General features: G+C 69.5%; 12 protein-coding genes. 3 read left to right on the top strand and 9 right to left on the bottom strand.

Features of this window, described 5'->3' with window-relative positions; genetic code table 11:
• Positions 1 to 41: 41 nt before the first annotated feature.
• Positions 42 to 251 carry a hypothetical protein gene (locus ABZ717_RS21940; protein ID WP_358513459.1) on the top strand — a complete coding sequence of 70 codons (210 nt, stop codon included), beginning with the start codon at positions 42 to 44 and terminating at the stop codon, positions 249 to 251.
• On the top strand, positions 248 to 514 hold the full coding sequence (locus ABZ717_RS21935) for a type II toxin-antitoxin system RelE/ParE family toxin (protein WP_358513457.1): 267 nt from the start codon (positions 248 to 250) through the stop codon (positions 512 to 514). The genes ABZ717_RS21940 and ABZ717_RS21935 overlap by 4 nt, the downstream gene beginning before the upstream one ends.
• A gap of 49 nt (positions 515 to 563) precedes the next feature.
• Here the strand turns inward: ABZ717_RS21935 and ABZ717_RS21930 are convergent, their stop codons facing one another.
• The 3 genes from ABZ717_RS21930 to ABZ717_RS21920 are packed head-to-tail and all read right to left on the bottom strand — an operon-like array spanning position 564 to position 3611.
• Complete coding sequence (locus tag ABZ717_RS21930) at positions 564 to 1430, bottom strand: carbohydrate ABC transporter permease (protein ID WP_358513455.1); 867 nt, start codon at positions 1428 to 1430, stop codon at positions 564 to 566.
• 1 nt (position 1431) lies between these two features.
• Positions 1432 to 2319, bottom strand: a complete 888-nt coding sequence (locus ABZ717_RS21925; protein ID WP_358513453.1) for a sugar ABC transporter permease — start codon at positions 2317 to 2319, stop codon at positions 1432 to 1434.
• Entirely contained in the window at positions 2316 to 3611 is a 1296-nt protein-coding gene (locus ABZ717_RS21920) for an extracellular solute-binding protein (RefSeq protein WP_358513451.1), read from the bottom strand. The genes ABZ717_RS21925 and ABZ717_RS21920 overlap by 4 nt, the downstream gene beginning before the upstream one ends.
• Positions 3612 to 3828: 217 nt before the next feature.
• Between ABZ717_RS21920 and ABZ717_RS21915 the strand changes: the two genes are divergently transcribed.
• Positions 3829 to 4848, top strand: a complete 1020-nt coding sequence (locus ABZ717_RS21915) for a LacI family DNA-binding transcriptional regulator (protein WP_358513449.1) — start codon at positions 3829 to 3831, stop codon at positions 4846 to 4848.
• A gap of 5 nt (positions 4849 to 4853) precedes the next feature.
• Here ABZ717_RS21915 and ABZ717_RS21910 read toward each other — a convergent pair whose 3' ends face one another.
• From ABZ717_RS21910 to ABZ717_RS21885, 6 genes are all read right to left on the bottom strand, one after another.
• Complete coding sequence (locus tag ABZ717_RS21910) at positions 4854 to 5969, bottom strand: GTP-binding protein (RefSeq protein ID WP_358513447.1); 1116 nt, start codon at positions 5967 to 5969, stop codon at positions 4854 to 4856.
• Positions 5970 to 6142: 173 nt separating this feature from the next.
• Positions 6143 to 7372 carry an FAD-dependent monooxygenase gene (locus ABZ717_RS21905; RefSeq protein WP_358513445.1) on the bottom strand — a complete coding sequence of 410 codons (1230 nt, stop codon included), beginning with the start codon at positions 7370 to 7372 and terminating at the stop codon, positions 6143 to 6145.
• A gap of 177 nt (positions 7373 to 7549) precedes the next feature.
• Entirely contained in the window at positions 7550 to 8395 is an 846-nt protein-coding gene (locus ABZ717_RS21900; protein WP_358513443.1) for an NAD-dependent protein deacetylase, read from the bottom strand.
• A gap of 41 nt (positions 8396 to 8436) precedes the next feature.
• Positions 8437 to 9150 carry a PIG-L deacetylase family protein gene (locus tag ABZ717_RS21895; RefSeq protein ID WP_358513441.1) on the bottom strand — a complete coding sequence of 238 codons (714 nt, stop codon included), beginning with the start codon at positions 9148 to 9150 and terminating at the stop codon, positions 8437 to 8439.
• A gap of 61 nt (positions 9151 to 9211) precedes the next feature.
• Positions 9212 to 10015: an SAM-dependent methyltransferase gene (locus ABZ717_RS21890; RefSeq protein WP_358513439.1), complete on the bottom strand. Its 804-nt coding sequence runs from the start codon at positions 10013 to 10015 to the stop codon at positions 9212 to 9214.
• A 129-nt stretch (positions 10016 to 10144) separates the two neighbouring features.
• The coding region (locus ABZ717_RS21885) for a pyruvate carboxylase (RefSeq protein WP_358513437.1) at positions 10145 to 13237 on the bottom strand (3093 nt) is incomplete at its 5' end.

Genomic DNA, 13237 nt, shown 5'->3' with positions numbered 1-13237 from the left:
TGGGTCCTTCGCAGTCGCCATCCAGATGTGGAGGGAACGCCATGACCGCGATGCCAGTGGACCCTGAGGGCACTCCTGGGGTGGGTCGGGATCTCACCGGATACGTGCTCGTGCCTGCGAGTTGGGTCGAGCACTATGAGCGGCTTCTCGAAGAACATGACGACGCTGAAGCAGTGCGGATCTCAGAAGATGTGAGAGCCGGCAGAGAAGAAGTCTTCGACCACGACGAAGTGTGGGGAGACGAGGAGTGAGCCGGTACGAACTGCGATACACCCACGCAGCCCGTAAAGGCATCAAGAACCTTGATGGATCGGTTCGTAAGCGTGTGCGCCGAGCGATCGAAGCTCTGGCTGAAAACCCTCGGCCAGAAGGTCGTGTCCAGATCAAGGGACAGACCGACATGTGGCGGATTCGAGTTGGTGGTTATCGTATCCGTTACGAGATCGACGATGATGTGCTCGTGGTCTTGTTGCTGAAGGTCGCGCCTCGAGGTGGTTTCTACGACGACCTGTGATGCGGAGAGGGGGCGCCTCCGAGTCCCGTGTTCGGTGCGCCCCCTCGGACTACTTTCCGAACCCGGCGGCCAACCCACCGAGCAACTGTCTGCGGCCGAACAGGTACAGGGCGAGGATGGGCAGGGACGACAGCACCACGGCCGCCATCAGCCCGGGGACGTCGGTTCCGTACTGGGTCTGGAACGCCCACAACCCCAGCGGTAGGACCCGCGTGGACTCGGACTGGGTCAGCACCAGCGGGAAGATGAAGTTGTTCCAGGCGTTGAGGCCCACGAAGATCGCCACCGTCATCACGCCCGGCCGCGACAGCGGCAGCACCAGACGCAGGAAGACCTGACGGTTGGTCGCCCCGTCCAACGCCATCGCCTCGTACAACGACCCGGGCACGTCGCGCAGCGAACTGGTGAGCACCAGGATGGAGATCGGCAGGCTGAAGGCCGCCGTGGGCAGGATGACGGCGATGAGGGTGTCGTACAGGTTCATCCTGGTGATGAGCAGGTACACCGGGATGATCACCGCCTGGGCGGGCACCGCCAACCCCAGCAGGAACAGCGAGAAGGTCGTGGCCACGACGCGGCTGCGACTGCGCACGATGCCGAACGCCGCCGGGACCGCCACGAGCAGCACCAGGCCGACCGCGCCGAGTGCCACGACGAGGCTGTTTCCCAGGAACCTCAGGAACCCCACTTCGAACACGTGGAGGTAGTTGTCGAAGGTGAGGCTGTCGGGGATGGCCAGCGGCCCCTCCGACATGTAGTCGCCGGAGCCGCGCAGGCTGGTGGCGATGAGGAAGTACAGCGGGATGGCGACGATGACGAGCCAGAAGGCGGCGCCGAGCCCGGACCAGTAGGAGGGGCGTCCGCCGGATCGACGACGCCGCCGGGGAACCGGCCTGTCCTTCACGTTCGGGGCCATGTCAGATGCCCTCCCTCTGGCTGGTCATGCGGGAGTATCCGGTCACGCGCACGACCAGCAGCGACATCCCGGTTCCCAGGACGACCAGCACGACCGCGATCGCGCTCGCGTAGCCCATCTCGAAGGAGACGAAGCCCTGGGAGTACATGTACAGGGGCAGGATCCGGGTGGCGTTGCCCGGGCCGCCGTTGGTCAGCAGAAGGACCGTCTCGAAGTAGGTCATCGACCCCACGATCATCAGCACCGACGAGGCGATGATGGTGTGGCGCAGTTGCGGGACGGTGATCCTCAGGAACCGTTGGAACGGGGAGGCCCCGTCCAGTTCCGCCGCTTCGTAGAGCGACCGGGGCACCTGACGGGCCGCTGCCTGGTACAGCAGCATGTGGAACGGCAGGAACTGCCACAGCACGATGAACGCGATCGCGTACAGCGCCAGGGTCGAGTCGCCCAGGATGTTGCCGTTGAACCCGAACAGCGGTCCGATCTGGCCGGGCAACCCGTAGTGGGGTTCGAGGATGGCCTTCCAGAGCAGGGCGATGGCCGCGGTGGACAGTAGCAAGGGCAGGAAGAAGATCGAGCTCACCACGGCCCGGGACTTCTGGGTGCCGGCCGCCCACGATCCGAAGGCCAACGCCATCGGTGTCTGGGTGGCCCAGCACAGCACGGTCAGGAACAGTGTGATGCCCAGGCTGGATCGCACCTGTTCGTCCTCGCCCAGACGGACCCAGTTGTCCAGACCCACCCACGCGGGGGTGCCGAGCCCGCTCCAGTCGGTCAGGCTCAGGTACAGGACGATCAAAACCGGGCCCAGTCCGAACAGGCCGAAGAACAGCAGGGCCGGAGCGACCCAGACGAACCCGGGCCGCTCCGTGGTGTGGGTGGACCTCACAGGAAGGACTCCATGTCCTCGGCGAAGTCTTCCGGAGTGGTCTCGCTCAGGAAGAGCAGCTGCAGGTTGGTCAGCAGGGCCTCGGCGGCGGCCGGCGGGATGGCCTGGTCCCAGGACTGGGTGAAGCTGGGGGCTTCGGAGACCATGCCGTGGGTGAAGACCGCGAAGTCCGCGTAGTCGCTGCCGGCGAGCTGGTCCTCGATGCCCTCGACGGCGGGCACCTGGCCGGCGTCGATCAGACCGGTCACGTACTCGTCGGAGGTGACGGTCTCCACCAGGAAGTCGACGGCCGCGTCGGGGTTGAGGCTGTCGTTGTTGATGGAGAAGTAGTTGCTGGGGTTGCCGACGACGGCGCCCTCCTCGCCCTCGCCGCCCTCCACCGTGGGGAAGGGGACATAGCCGAGGTCGCCGCCGGAGGCGAAGTCGGGGTGGTTCTCCTGCTGCTGGGACAGGTCCCAGCTGCCCATCAGGAACATCGCGGCGTCACCGTTGGCGAGCATCGCCGAGGCGCCGCCGCCGTCGTAGTCGATGGAGGCGAAGTTGGGGCCGAACGCGCCCAGTTCGACGAGTTCCTGGCACTTCTCCATGGCCTCGATCATGGCGGGGTGTTCCCAGGCGCCCTCTTCGCCGTCGACCACGGCCTGGAAGACGTCGGGGCCGCCGATCCGCTCCACCAGGTAGGACAGCCACATCAGTTGGGTCCAACCCTGGGCACCGGGCAGGACGATCGGGGTGACCTCGTCCTGCTTGAGGACCTCGATGGCCTCCAGCAGCTCGTCGTAGGTCTGCGGGGCCTCCAACCCGGATTCTTCGAGGACGGCGTTGTTGGTGAAGAGCACCACCGGCTGCATGCCGAGCATCGGCACCCCGTAGTAGCCGTCCTCGATCCGGGCGACGTCCAGGACGCTGGGCAGGAACGAGTCCCGGAACTCGGGGTTCTCGTCCAGGGCGGTGGTCATGTTGAACACCTGGCCCTGGTCGACGTACTCGCTGAGGTTGCCGCCGCCCCAGTTGAAGAAGACGTCGGGGGCGTTGGGGGAGCCGAGGGCGACCTGGAGGCGCTGTTTGTAGGCGTCGTTGACGAAGGTGACGAGCTCGGAGTCGATCTCGGCGCCCTCGTTGTAGGAATCCATGGAGGCCTGGAGGACGTCGTTGACGGCCGCCTCCTCCAACGCCCAGACCTGGAGGGCGTCCTCCGACATTCCGGGTCCGGAGGATCCACAGGCCGTGGCCACCAGGGTGAGGGCCAGGGCGGTACTTCCGATCACGCTTATCCGGTGAGTGCGACTCATGGCGTGGACACCGTTCTCTGGTCGAACATGGGGGGCGACCGAAAGCTTCCGAAATGTTTCCGATAGCTTTCGGGATGCTTGACGCTAAGTCGTCCACCAAGAGACGTCAAGGGGAGCACGGGTTTCGAGGAGGTTACGGTGTGGGGTGGCGAAATGTTTCGGGCTACAATCCGCTGAGCGGACCACGGGACCTCGATCCCCGACGTTGAGGAGGCATATGGCGAAGAGACGACCCACCCTGGCCGAGATCGCGGGGGAGGCGGGGGTCTCCGTCTCCACCGTCTCCAAGGTGATCAACGGACACATAGACGTCGCGGCCGACACCCGACGTCAGGTGGAACGATTGCTCGAACAACACCGCTACCAGCCGCGCAGGCATCGGGGCAGGCGGACGGTCGGCCTCATCGACCTGGTCTTCCTCGACCTGGGCAGCCCCTGGGCGATGGAGATCCTCACCGGCGTCGAGGAGGTCACCCACGAAGCCGGGTTCGGCATCGTCGTCTCGGCGGTGCACGACCGCAAACGCAGCCGTCCGGGCCGCAAGTGGCTGGACAACATCCAGGCCCGTCACTCCGACGGCGTGGTCCTGGTGCTGTCCGAACTCTCCACGCAGCAACAGGCGCAGCTCGACGCCCTGGGCATCCCCGTGGTGATCGTCGACCCGATAGGGGACCCCGCACGCGGCGTCCCGGCCGTGGGCGCCGCGAACTGGGACGGCGGGCTCACCGCCACCGAGCACCTGATCGCGCAGGGCCACCGGCGGATCGCCACCATCGCGGGCCCCGCACACGTGATGTGCAGCCGGGGGCGCGTGGACGGGTACCGCAGCGCCATGCGCAACGCGGGCCTGCCCGTCCTGGACGGCTACGTCACCCACGGCGACTTCATGGCCGGCACCGGCAAGGAGCTCACCGAGGCGCTGTTCGAACTGCCCGAGCCGCCCACCGCGATCTTCGCCGGTTCCGACCAGATGGCCCGGGGCGCCTACGAGGCCCTGCACGAACGTGGCCTGAAGGTGCCCGACGACGTCTCCGTGGTGGGCTTCGACGACCTGCCCGAGGCGCGTTGGGCGATCCCGCCGCTGACCACGGTCCGGCAACCGCTGCGGGACATGGCGCAGATGGCCACCCGCATGCTCATCGACCTGGTCGGCGGCGACGTCCCCGAGACCACCCGGGTGGAGCTCGCCACCCGCCTGGTGGAACGCCACAGCACCGCGCCGCCCAAGGACGCCTGAGCGGGTCAGAGCGCGTCGGCGAAGGGGTCATCGGCCGGCGTCCGACCCGTCTCCTCCTCGGTGACCAGGCAGGAGTCGAGCAGTTCCACCAGGCGTTCGGCGTCCAGGTCCACCCCGGTGAACGCCAGGTGCTGGCGACGGTCGCCCACCACCGGGTCCCAGTCCAGGAGGGCCGAGGCACGGCGGGTCTCGCCGACCAGGTCCAACGCCGCCTCGGGCAGGGCGTGCAGCCAGGGGCCGCCGCTCTCCAACAGCAGGGCGTCGTTGTAGGCGTTCCACACCAGGAGGGTGTCGGTGCGGCCGGCCAACCACACCCGTCCACGGCCGCGCAGCCCGAAGGAGACGATGCGCTCCATCGCCTCGCGCAGGCGGCCCGGGTGCAGGGGGCGTTTGCGGGTCCACACCACGGTGGAGACCCGTTCGTCGGACCGACCCGTGTACTGGGCCCAGACGGGGTCGAGCCGGTTGCGCGCGCGGTCCGGGTCGAAGCGTCCCCCGGTGAGGGCGACCAGACCACCGCCGGGCGGCACCACCACGGCGGCCGGGTTCAGATGTTCGAGCAGCGCGCGTGCCTCGTCGCGGTGGCGGGCGCCGTGCAACACCAGCACGGTCGGGTATTCGACCTGGTGGGACAGGACCTCGGCGACCGCGCGCTGATCCTCCACGGCGATCCCCAGGGAGCGGTCGGCGAGGTCGTCGTGGCCGGACAGGTCGGGGAGCAGCCGGTCGGAGTCGACCGCGGTCACCACGGCGGCCAGGAGCAGCCTCGGGTGGTCGGCCAGGACCTCGCAGACCCCACGGGGTTCGATCCCGTCGAAGGTCTCCACGACGACCATCGTGTGCTCGCCGCGCTCGGCCAGTTCCTCCAGTGTGGGGACGAGGTCCCGACGCAGGGTGCAGGAGGCGCACAGGTGGTCGAGTTCGACGCGGTCGTGACCCACCGGCCCCCATCGGTCGCGCAGCACGCGGTACACGGTGCCCTCCGCGATGCCGTCGAGGTCGTGGTGGACCGCCAGTGAATCCGGGACCGCGGTGATGAGGTCGTCGACCGTACGGTGGCGGGCGGCGCGGTGGAGACCGGAGACGACGACCACGCGCAGGGGAGAGGAGACGTCGGACATGGGGCGGAACCTCCCAGCGACGGAAACGATAATCATTATCGTAAACCATGCGTGGGTGTCCGAGGACAGGATCCGGTGGCCGCGGAGTTCCGGTCGGGATCGTCCACATCGTCCAAGGCGAACGACACGGCCGACCAGGAGACCCCGCGGCCGTCGCGGCGTCCCGGCGGGGATCAGGCGGCTCGCGCCTCGAACATGGTGGCGTAGCGTTCCAGGGCGAACTCGTCGCCCACCGGGTCCTTGGCGGGCTGGAAACCCAACTTGTTCATGAGCCTGGCGCCACGGGACAGGGCGGCCTCGGCGCGTTCGCGCATCCACATCTCGTACGGTTCGACCTCCGGGGCGCCGGTCTCCACCGACTGCGGCGCCACCGCCTGGGCCTCCCGCACCGTGGGCCGCACCGCCGCCTCATAGGAGAAGTACGCCCGATCGTGGTCGCCGTCTCCGTAGGCGAGCTCACCGGCCAGGGCCAGGGCGCCGATCAGGGCGGTCCCGGGGCCGTGCCCGCTCAGCTGGTCCGGACAGTAGGCGGCGTCCCCGACCAGGACGACTCGGCCCTTGGACCACAGGTTCATGCGCACCTGCGTCGAGGAGTCCACCGTCACCTCGGTCTCGCGCATGGCCTCCAACAAGCGCGGCATGCACCACCCGTCCGCGCCGAAGTACTCCTCCACCACGCGGTGCAGGGACCCCTGGTCCAGGCTTCCCGGGCGCACCGGGAAGCGGTCGCGCATCATCAACACCACGTACAGGCGTTCGTTGTCGGGCAGGGTGGCGGCCACACAACCCCGGTGCGGCCAGGTGTGCCAGGACAGGGAGTCCCGGGTGCCCAGCACGTTGGGCGCCTCGAAGGTGGCCACGTTGGCCTCCAACCGGCGCAGGTGGTTCTCGTCGGGCCCCTCGAAGGCCAGTCGTCGCACCGGGGAGTACAGGCCGTCGGCGCCCACCACCAGGTCGAAGCGACGGCCCTGGGCCCGGGCGAAGGTGACGTCCACCCCGTTCTCGTCCTGGGTCAGGCCGGTGACGGTGTCGCCGTCCATCCGTTCGACGCGGGCGTCGGGGAGGCCGTCGGTCTCCTCCCGCAGTACCCGGACCAGGTGGTCGTGACGGACCATCACGGATCCGGGGTCGAAGGGAAGGAGGATGGGGGCGGTACGACCGCTGATGTGGTTGCGGATCTGAGTGTGGTTCGCGCCCAGGGCACGGACCCTTCCTCCCAGACCCATGCGGTCCAGGAGTTCCATGCCGCGCCGGGATACCTCGACGTGGTCGCCCTCGGCGCGAGGGCCCGGGGCCGAATCGACGATGGTGGGAGTGAAGCCCTTTCGGGCCAGCCAGAGAGCGAGCGCCGAACCGGCGACACCGCTTCCCGAGACGAGGATGTTCCTGTTACAGAACGGCACGCGATCCTCCGTGTGCAAAGTCGGCCGGGATCATCCACCCGGTCCGAGAAAAGCCGATAAAGGCGGGGATCCACCCCGAGCATCCCCCGTGGGTGCGCACCGCACACGCTCAACACGTGTGAAGACGGGATGAGCGGAGGGCCTCGACGGTCACCGTACCCCTCGGGCGGTACGAAGTCAGACGCGGTGGGTGTCGGCCAGGGCACGCAGTACCGGGGAGCATCCGTGGTCGAGGGTCAACGTGGCCATGTCGTCGCAGCGGGTCGTGCCTCGGTTGAGGATCACCACCGGCTTTCCCATGGCCACGGCGCGCTTGACGAACCTGCGGCCGGAGAAGACCGTCAGCGACGAACCCACCACCAGCAGGCTCGCGGCCTCCTCGACCATCGCGTAGGCCTCCAGTACCCGGGGCTTGGGCACGTTCTCGCCGAAGTACACGATGTCGGGCTTGAGCGTGCCGCCACAGCCCGCGCAGTCGGCCACCCGGAAGTGCTCGGTGCGGGCCAACACCGCGTCGGCGTCGGGGGCAACCTCCACGTCGGCGACCTCCTCGACGAAACCCGGGTTGAGCCCGGTCAACCGCACCGCCAGTTCCGCACGGTCGCTCACCACGCGGCAGGCCAGACAGACCACCCGGTCGAAGCGCCCGTGCAGGTCGATGACGCGCCTGCTACCGGCGGCGTCGTGCAGGGTGTCGACGTTCTGCGTGATGACCCCGTGCACCGCCCCGGCGCGCTCCAACTCGGCCAAGGCCAGGTGGCCGTCGTTGGGCCGGGTCCGCTCCACGTGCCGCCACCCGACGTGGTTGCGCGCCCAGTAGTGGCGCCGAAAGGCGGCGTCGCCCACGAACTCCTGGTAGGTCATGGGTTTGCGCGGGGGCGAGTCGGGCCCCCGGTAGTCGGGGATGCCGGAGTCGGTGGAGACCCCGGCCCCGGTCAACACGGTCGTCGGGCCCGTACCGAGGATCGCGCGGATCCGATCGGCGGCCTTCTCGGCGGCGTGAGCGTGGAGCGTGTCGGTCACGCCCCGAGGATACGTCCCCCTGTCCACCCCCGGCGTGGCGCTCAGGCGGTCTTCACGATCCGGAACACCTCGGCCAAGGACCCCTCCGGCAGGCCGCCCTTGACGGCGTTCTCACCCATCCATGTGCGCAGGAACGGCGCGAGTTCGTCGATGTCGGAGATCTGGCTCTCGTGCGCGGCCAGCGCCGCCAGCTTGCGCTCGAAGACCGGGGTGATGTCGGAGTAGTGGTGGGGGCTCGGACCACCGGTCACCCACACCTCCGGCACGGTCCAGGGGGCCAGGCCCTCCACGTGCAGGAGCTCCCGGTGCGCGTGCGGGTTGCGCGCGTCGGGGAAGACCGCGTTGATCGCGGCCTCGCCGGTGGCCATGTGGTCGGGGTGACTGGCGGCGATGCTGTCCCAGTCGCGTTCGGGGTCGGGGATGACCATGCGCTGGGGGCGCACCTGGCGGATGATCCGGGCGATGTCGCGGCGCAGGTCCAGTGAGGCGACCACACGCCCGTCCGGGTGGCCCAGGAACCGCACGTCCTTCACCCCCACCTCCGCGGCGGCCCTGCGCTGCTCGCCCCGGCGCATCGCCCCGATCTCGGCACTGTCCAGGGTGAGTTCGTCACCGCCCGCCTCGCCGTCGGTGACCATCAGGTAGACCACCTCGGTCCCGGCCTCGGTCCACAGGGCGACGGTGCCGGCACAGGAGAAGTCGGCGTCGTCGGGGTGCGCCATCACGACCAGGGCGCGTTCGGGGGCGTCGGACACAGGAGCTCCTTGTCTTCGCGGGAGGGACCCGCGTTCTCGGCGATTCCCCCATGCTACGAAGTCAGGGATTGTGGGCCACACCCGCGTACATGTCGGTGCGCGGGACCGTCCCGACCTTCGAGTTCTCGGGGCGCCACCGGGTGGAGGGGACCACGCCGGGCTCCAGGAGTTCCAAACCGTCGAAATAGGAGGTGAACTCGGCGAGGGTGTGGGTGCGGTAGGCCAACGCCGCCCCCTCGTTCCACCGTTCCAAGGCCTCGATGGCGACCGGGTCGTCGGGCATGACGTTGTCGCCCACCACCAGGAAGCCGCCCGACGGCAGGTCGGACATGTAGGCGCGAACGAGGTCGGTGGCCTCCGCCATCGTGGGCACGTGTCCCAGGACGCCGATGATCGACAGCGCCACCGGGCGGTCGAGGTCGAGCACCTCCCCGGCCCTGGCCAGGACCAAGGACGGATCGCGCAGATCGGCGTCGACGAACGCGGTGGCCCCATCGCGGGATCCGGTCAGGAGGGCGCGGGCGTGGGCGACCACCATGGGGTCGTTGTCCACGTACACCACTCGGGACTCGGGGGCGACGGCCTGGGCGATCTCGTGTGTGTTCTGGTGGGTCGGCAACCCCGTACCCAGGTCCAGGAACCCGCGTACTCCCTCTCGTGCGGCCAGATGGGTGATGGCACGCACGAGGAAGGCCCGGCCGGCGCGGGCGTCGACGGCGATCTGCGGGTAGAGCGACACGATCTGGTCGCCGAAGGCGCGGTCGACGGGGTAGTTGTCCTTGCCGCCGAGCCAGTGGTTCCACACCCGGGCGGAGTGCGGGACGGAGACGTCGACGCCGTCGGGGACGGCCGGGCTGCCGCTCATGGGAATCCGATCCGGTGCGGGGACGAGGCGCGACCAGTCTGTCCCAAGCGAGCCCGCCCGGGAACCCCGAAACGCCGAGAACCCCCGCACCACAGGGCCTCCTGCGGTGCGGGGGTTCGGGGTTCGGGATCAGCCCAGGCGGACGATCAGGTCGCCGCCCTCCACTCGCTGGACACCCTCGACCGCGACACGCTCGACCACGCCGGCCCGCGAGGCGGTGATCGAGGCCTCCATCTTCATCGCCTCGATGGTGGCGACGGTGTCACCGGCCGCCACCTCGTCTCCCTTGGCCACCACCGGGGTGACCACACCCGCGAACGGCGCCGCCACCTGGGAGGGGTCGTCCCGGTCGGCCTTCTCCGCCTCGGGGGCGTTGGAGGCCAGGGCGCGATCCCGCACGTGCAGTGGACGCAACTGGTCGTTGAGCGTGGTCATCACGGTGCGCATCCCACGCTCGTCCGGCTCGCTCACCGCCTGGAGCCCGATGAGCAGTCGCACACCCGGCTCCAGGTCGACCACGTGCTCCTCGCCCTCGCGCAACCCGTAGAAGAAGTCCATGCTGTTCAGCACGCTGGTGTCGCCGTAGGAGGCGCGGTGTGACTCGAACTCCTTCGTGGGCCCGGCGAACAGCAGCCGGTTCAGGGTGGGACGCGGGTCCTCGGCCAGACCGGCACGGTCCACCGAGGTCAGCTCCACGGCCTCGCGCGGCTCGCCGCGACCGCGCAGCGCCTTGGTGCGGAACGGCTCGGGCCACTCGCCCGGGGGGACCCCGAGCTCACCGCGCAGGAAGCCCACCACCGAGTCGGGAACGTCGAACCGGTCCGGGTCCTTCTCGAAGTCCTCCGGGGCCACGCCCGCGCCCACCAGGTGCAGGGCCAGGTCGCCGACCACCTTGGAGGAGGGGGTGACCTTCACCAGTCGGCCCAGCATGCGGTCGGCCGCGGCGTACATCGCCTCGATGTCCTCGAACCGGTCGCCCAGCCCCAGCGCGATCGCCTGGGTGCGCAGGTTGGACAGCTGGCCACCGGGGATCTCGTGGTGGTACACGCGGCCGGTCGGGGAGGCCAGGCCCGCCTCGAAGGGCGCGTAGACCTTGCGCACCGACTCCCAGTACGGCTCCAGCTCGTTCACGGCGTCCAACGAAAGCCCGGTCGGGGTCTCGGAGTGGTCGAAGGCCGCCACGATCGCCGACAGCGACGGCTGCGACGTGGTGCCCGACATCGACGCGACCGCACCGTCGACGGCGTCGGCGCCGGCCTGCACCGCGGCCAGGTAGGTGGCCAGCTGGCCACCGGCGGTGTCGTGCGTGTGCACGTGGACGGGCAGGTCGAACTCCTCGCGCAGCGCGGTGACCAGGCGCTTGGCCGCCGGGGCGCGCAGCAGGCCGGCCATGTCCTTGATCGCGAGCACGTGCGCGCCCGCGTCCACGATTCGCTCGGCGAGCTCAAGGTAGTAGTCGAGGGTGTAGAGCTTCTCGTTCGGGTCGGACAGGTCGGCGGTGTAGCACAGCGCCACCTCCGCCACCCCGGTGCCGGTCTCCCGGACCGCGTCGATGGCCGGACGCATCTGGTCGACGTCGTTGAGGGCGTCGAAGATACGGAACACGTCCACCCCGGTCCTGGCCGCCTCACGCACGAACGCGTCGGTGACCTCGGTGGGGTAGGGGGTGTAGCCGACCGTGTTGCGCCCGCGCAGCAGCATCTGCAGGCAGATGTTGGGTACCGCCTCGCGCAGCGCCGCCAGCCGGTCCCACGGGTCCTCGGCGAGGAAGCGCAGGGCCACGTCGTAGGTGGCGCCGCCCCAGGCCTCCAGGGACAGCAGCTCGGGCAGCGTGTGGGCGACGGTGGGCGCGACGGCCAGCAGGTCGTTGGTGCGCACCCGGGTGGCCAACAGCGACTGGTGCGCGTCGCGGAAGGTGGTGTCGGTGACGCCCAGGTTCGGCGACTCGCGCAGCCAACGGGCGAAACCCTCCGGGCCCAGCTCGTCCAGGCGCTGCTTGGAACCGGCCGGTGGCGCCTCCTGGGGCGCCTCGACCAGCTTCGCGGTGGGGTCGAGCAGTTGCGGGCGCTCGCCGTGCGGCTTGTTCACCGTCACGTCCGCCAGGTAGGACAGCAGGCGGGTGCCGCGGTCCGCGGAGGGGCGCGCGGTCAGCAGCTGCGGGCGCTCCTCGATGAAGGAGGTGGTGGCGCGACCCGCGCGGAAGTCGTCGTCCTCCAACACCGCCTGTAGGAACGGGATGTTGGTGGAGATGCCGCGAATCCGGAACTCGGCGACCGCGCGGCGGGCGCGGCTCACCGCGGTCTCGAAGTCACGACCGCGGCAGGTGAGCTTGACCAGCAACGAGTCGAAGTAGGCGCTGACCTCCGAACCGGCCGCCGCCGTGCCACCGTCCAGGCGAATGCCCGAACCACCGGGGGAGCGGTAGGCGCTGATCGTTCCGGTGTCGGGGCGGAACCCGTTGGCGGGGTCCTCGGTGGTGATGCGGCACTGGAGGGCGGCGCCGTGCACGACGATGTCGTCCTGGCTCAGGCCCAGGTCGGCGAGGCTCTCCCCTGCGGCGATACGGAGCTGGGACTGCACGAGGTCGACGTCGGTGACCTCCTCGGTCACCGTGTGCTCGACCTGGATGCGCGGGTTCATCTCGATGAACACGTGCCGGCCGTCCTTGCCGAGCAGGAACTCGACGGTGCCCGCGTTGCGGTAGCCGATCTCCTTGGCCAGGCGCACCGCGTCGTCGCAGATCCGCGCGCGCAGCTCCGGTGACAGGTTCGGCGCGGGGGCCATCTCCACCACCTTCTGGTGGCGACGCTGCACCGAGCAGTCACGTTCGTACAGGTGGATGACGCCGCCCTGGCCGTCGGCGAGGATCTGCACCTCGATGTGGCGCGGGTCCACCACGGCCCGCTCCAGGAACACCGTGGGGTCGCCGAAGGCGGTCCCGGCCTCGCGCATGGCGGCCTCCGCCGCCTCGGCCAACGTGTCGGCGGTGTCGACCCGGCGCATGCCACGGCCACCGCCGCCGGCAACGGCCTTGACGAACAGCGGGAACCCGATCTCGCGGGAGGCCGCGATCAGGGTGTCCATGTCGGTGGAGGGCTCGGAGGAGTCCAGGACGGGGATGCCCGCCCGCTTGGCCGCCGCGATCGCGCTGGCCTTGTTGCCGGTCAGGTCCAGGACCTCGGCGGGCGGCCCGACGAAGGTGATGCCCGCGTCCGCGCAGGC

This window comes from Nocardiopsis sp. NPDC006832, assembly GCF_040635885.1.
Lineage (GTDB): Bacteria > Actinomycetota > Actinomycetes > Streptosporangiales > Streptosporangiaceae > Nocardiopsis.
The sequence above is the reverse complement of the archived record's forward strand: the minus strand, read 5'-3'. Positions and strand labels throughout refer to the sequence as shown.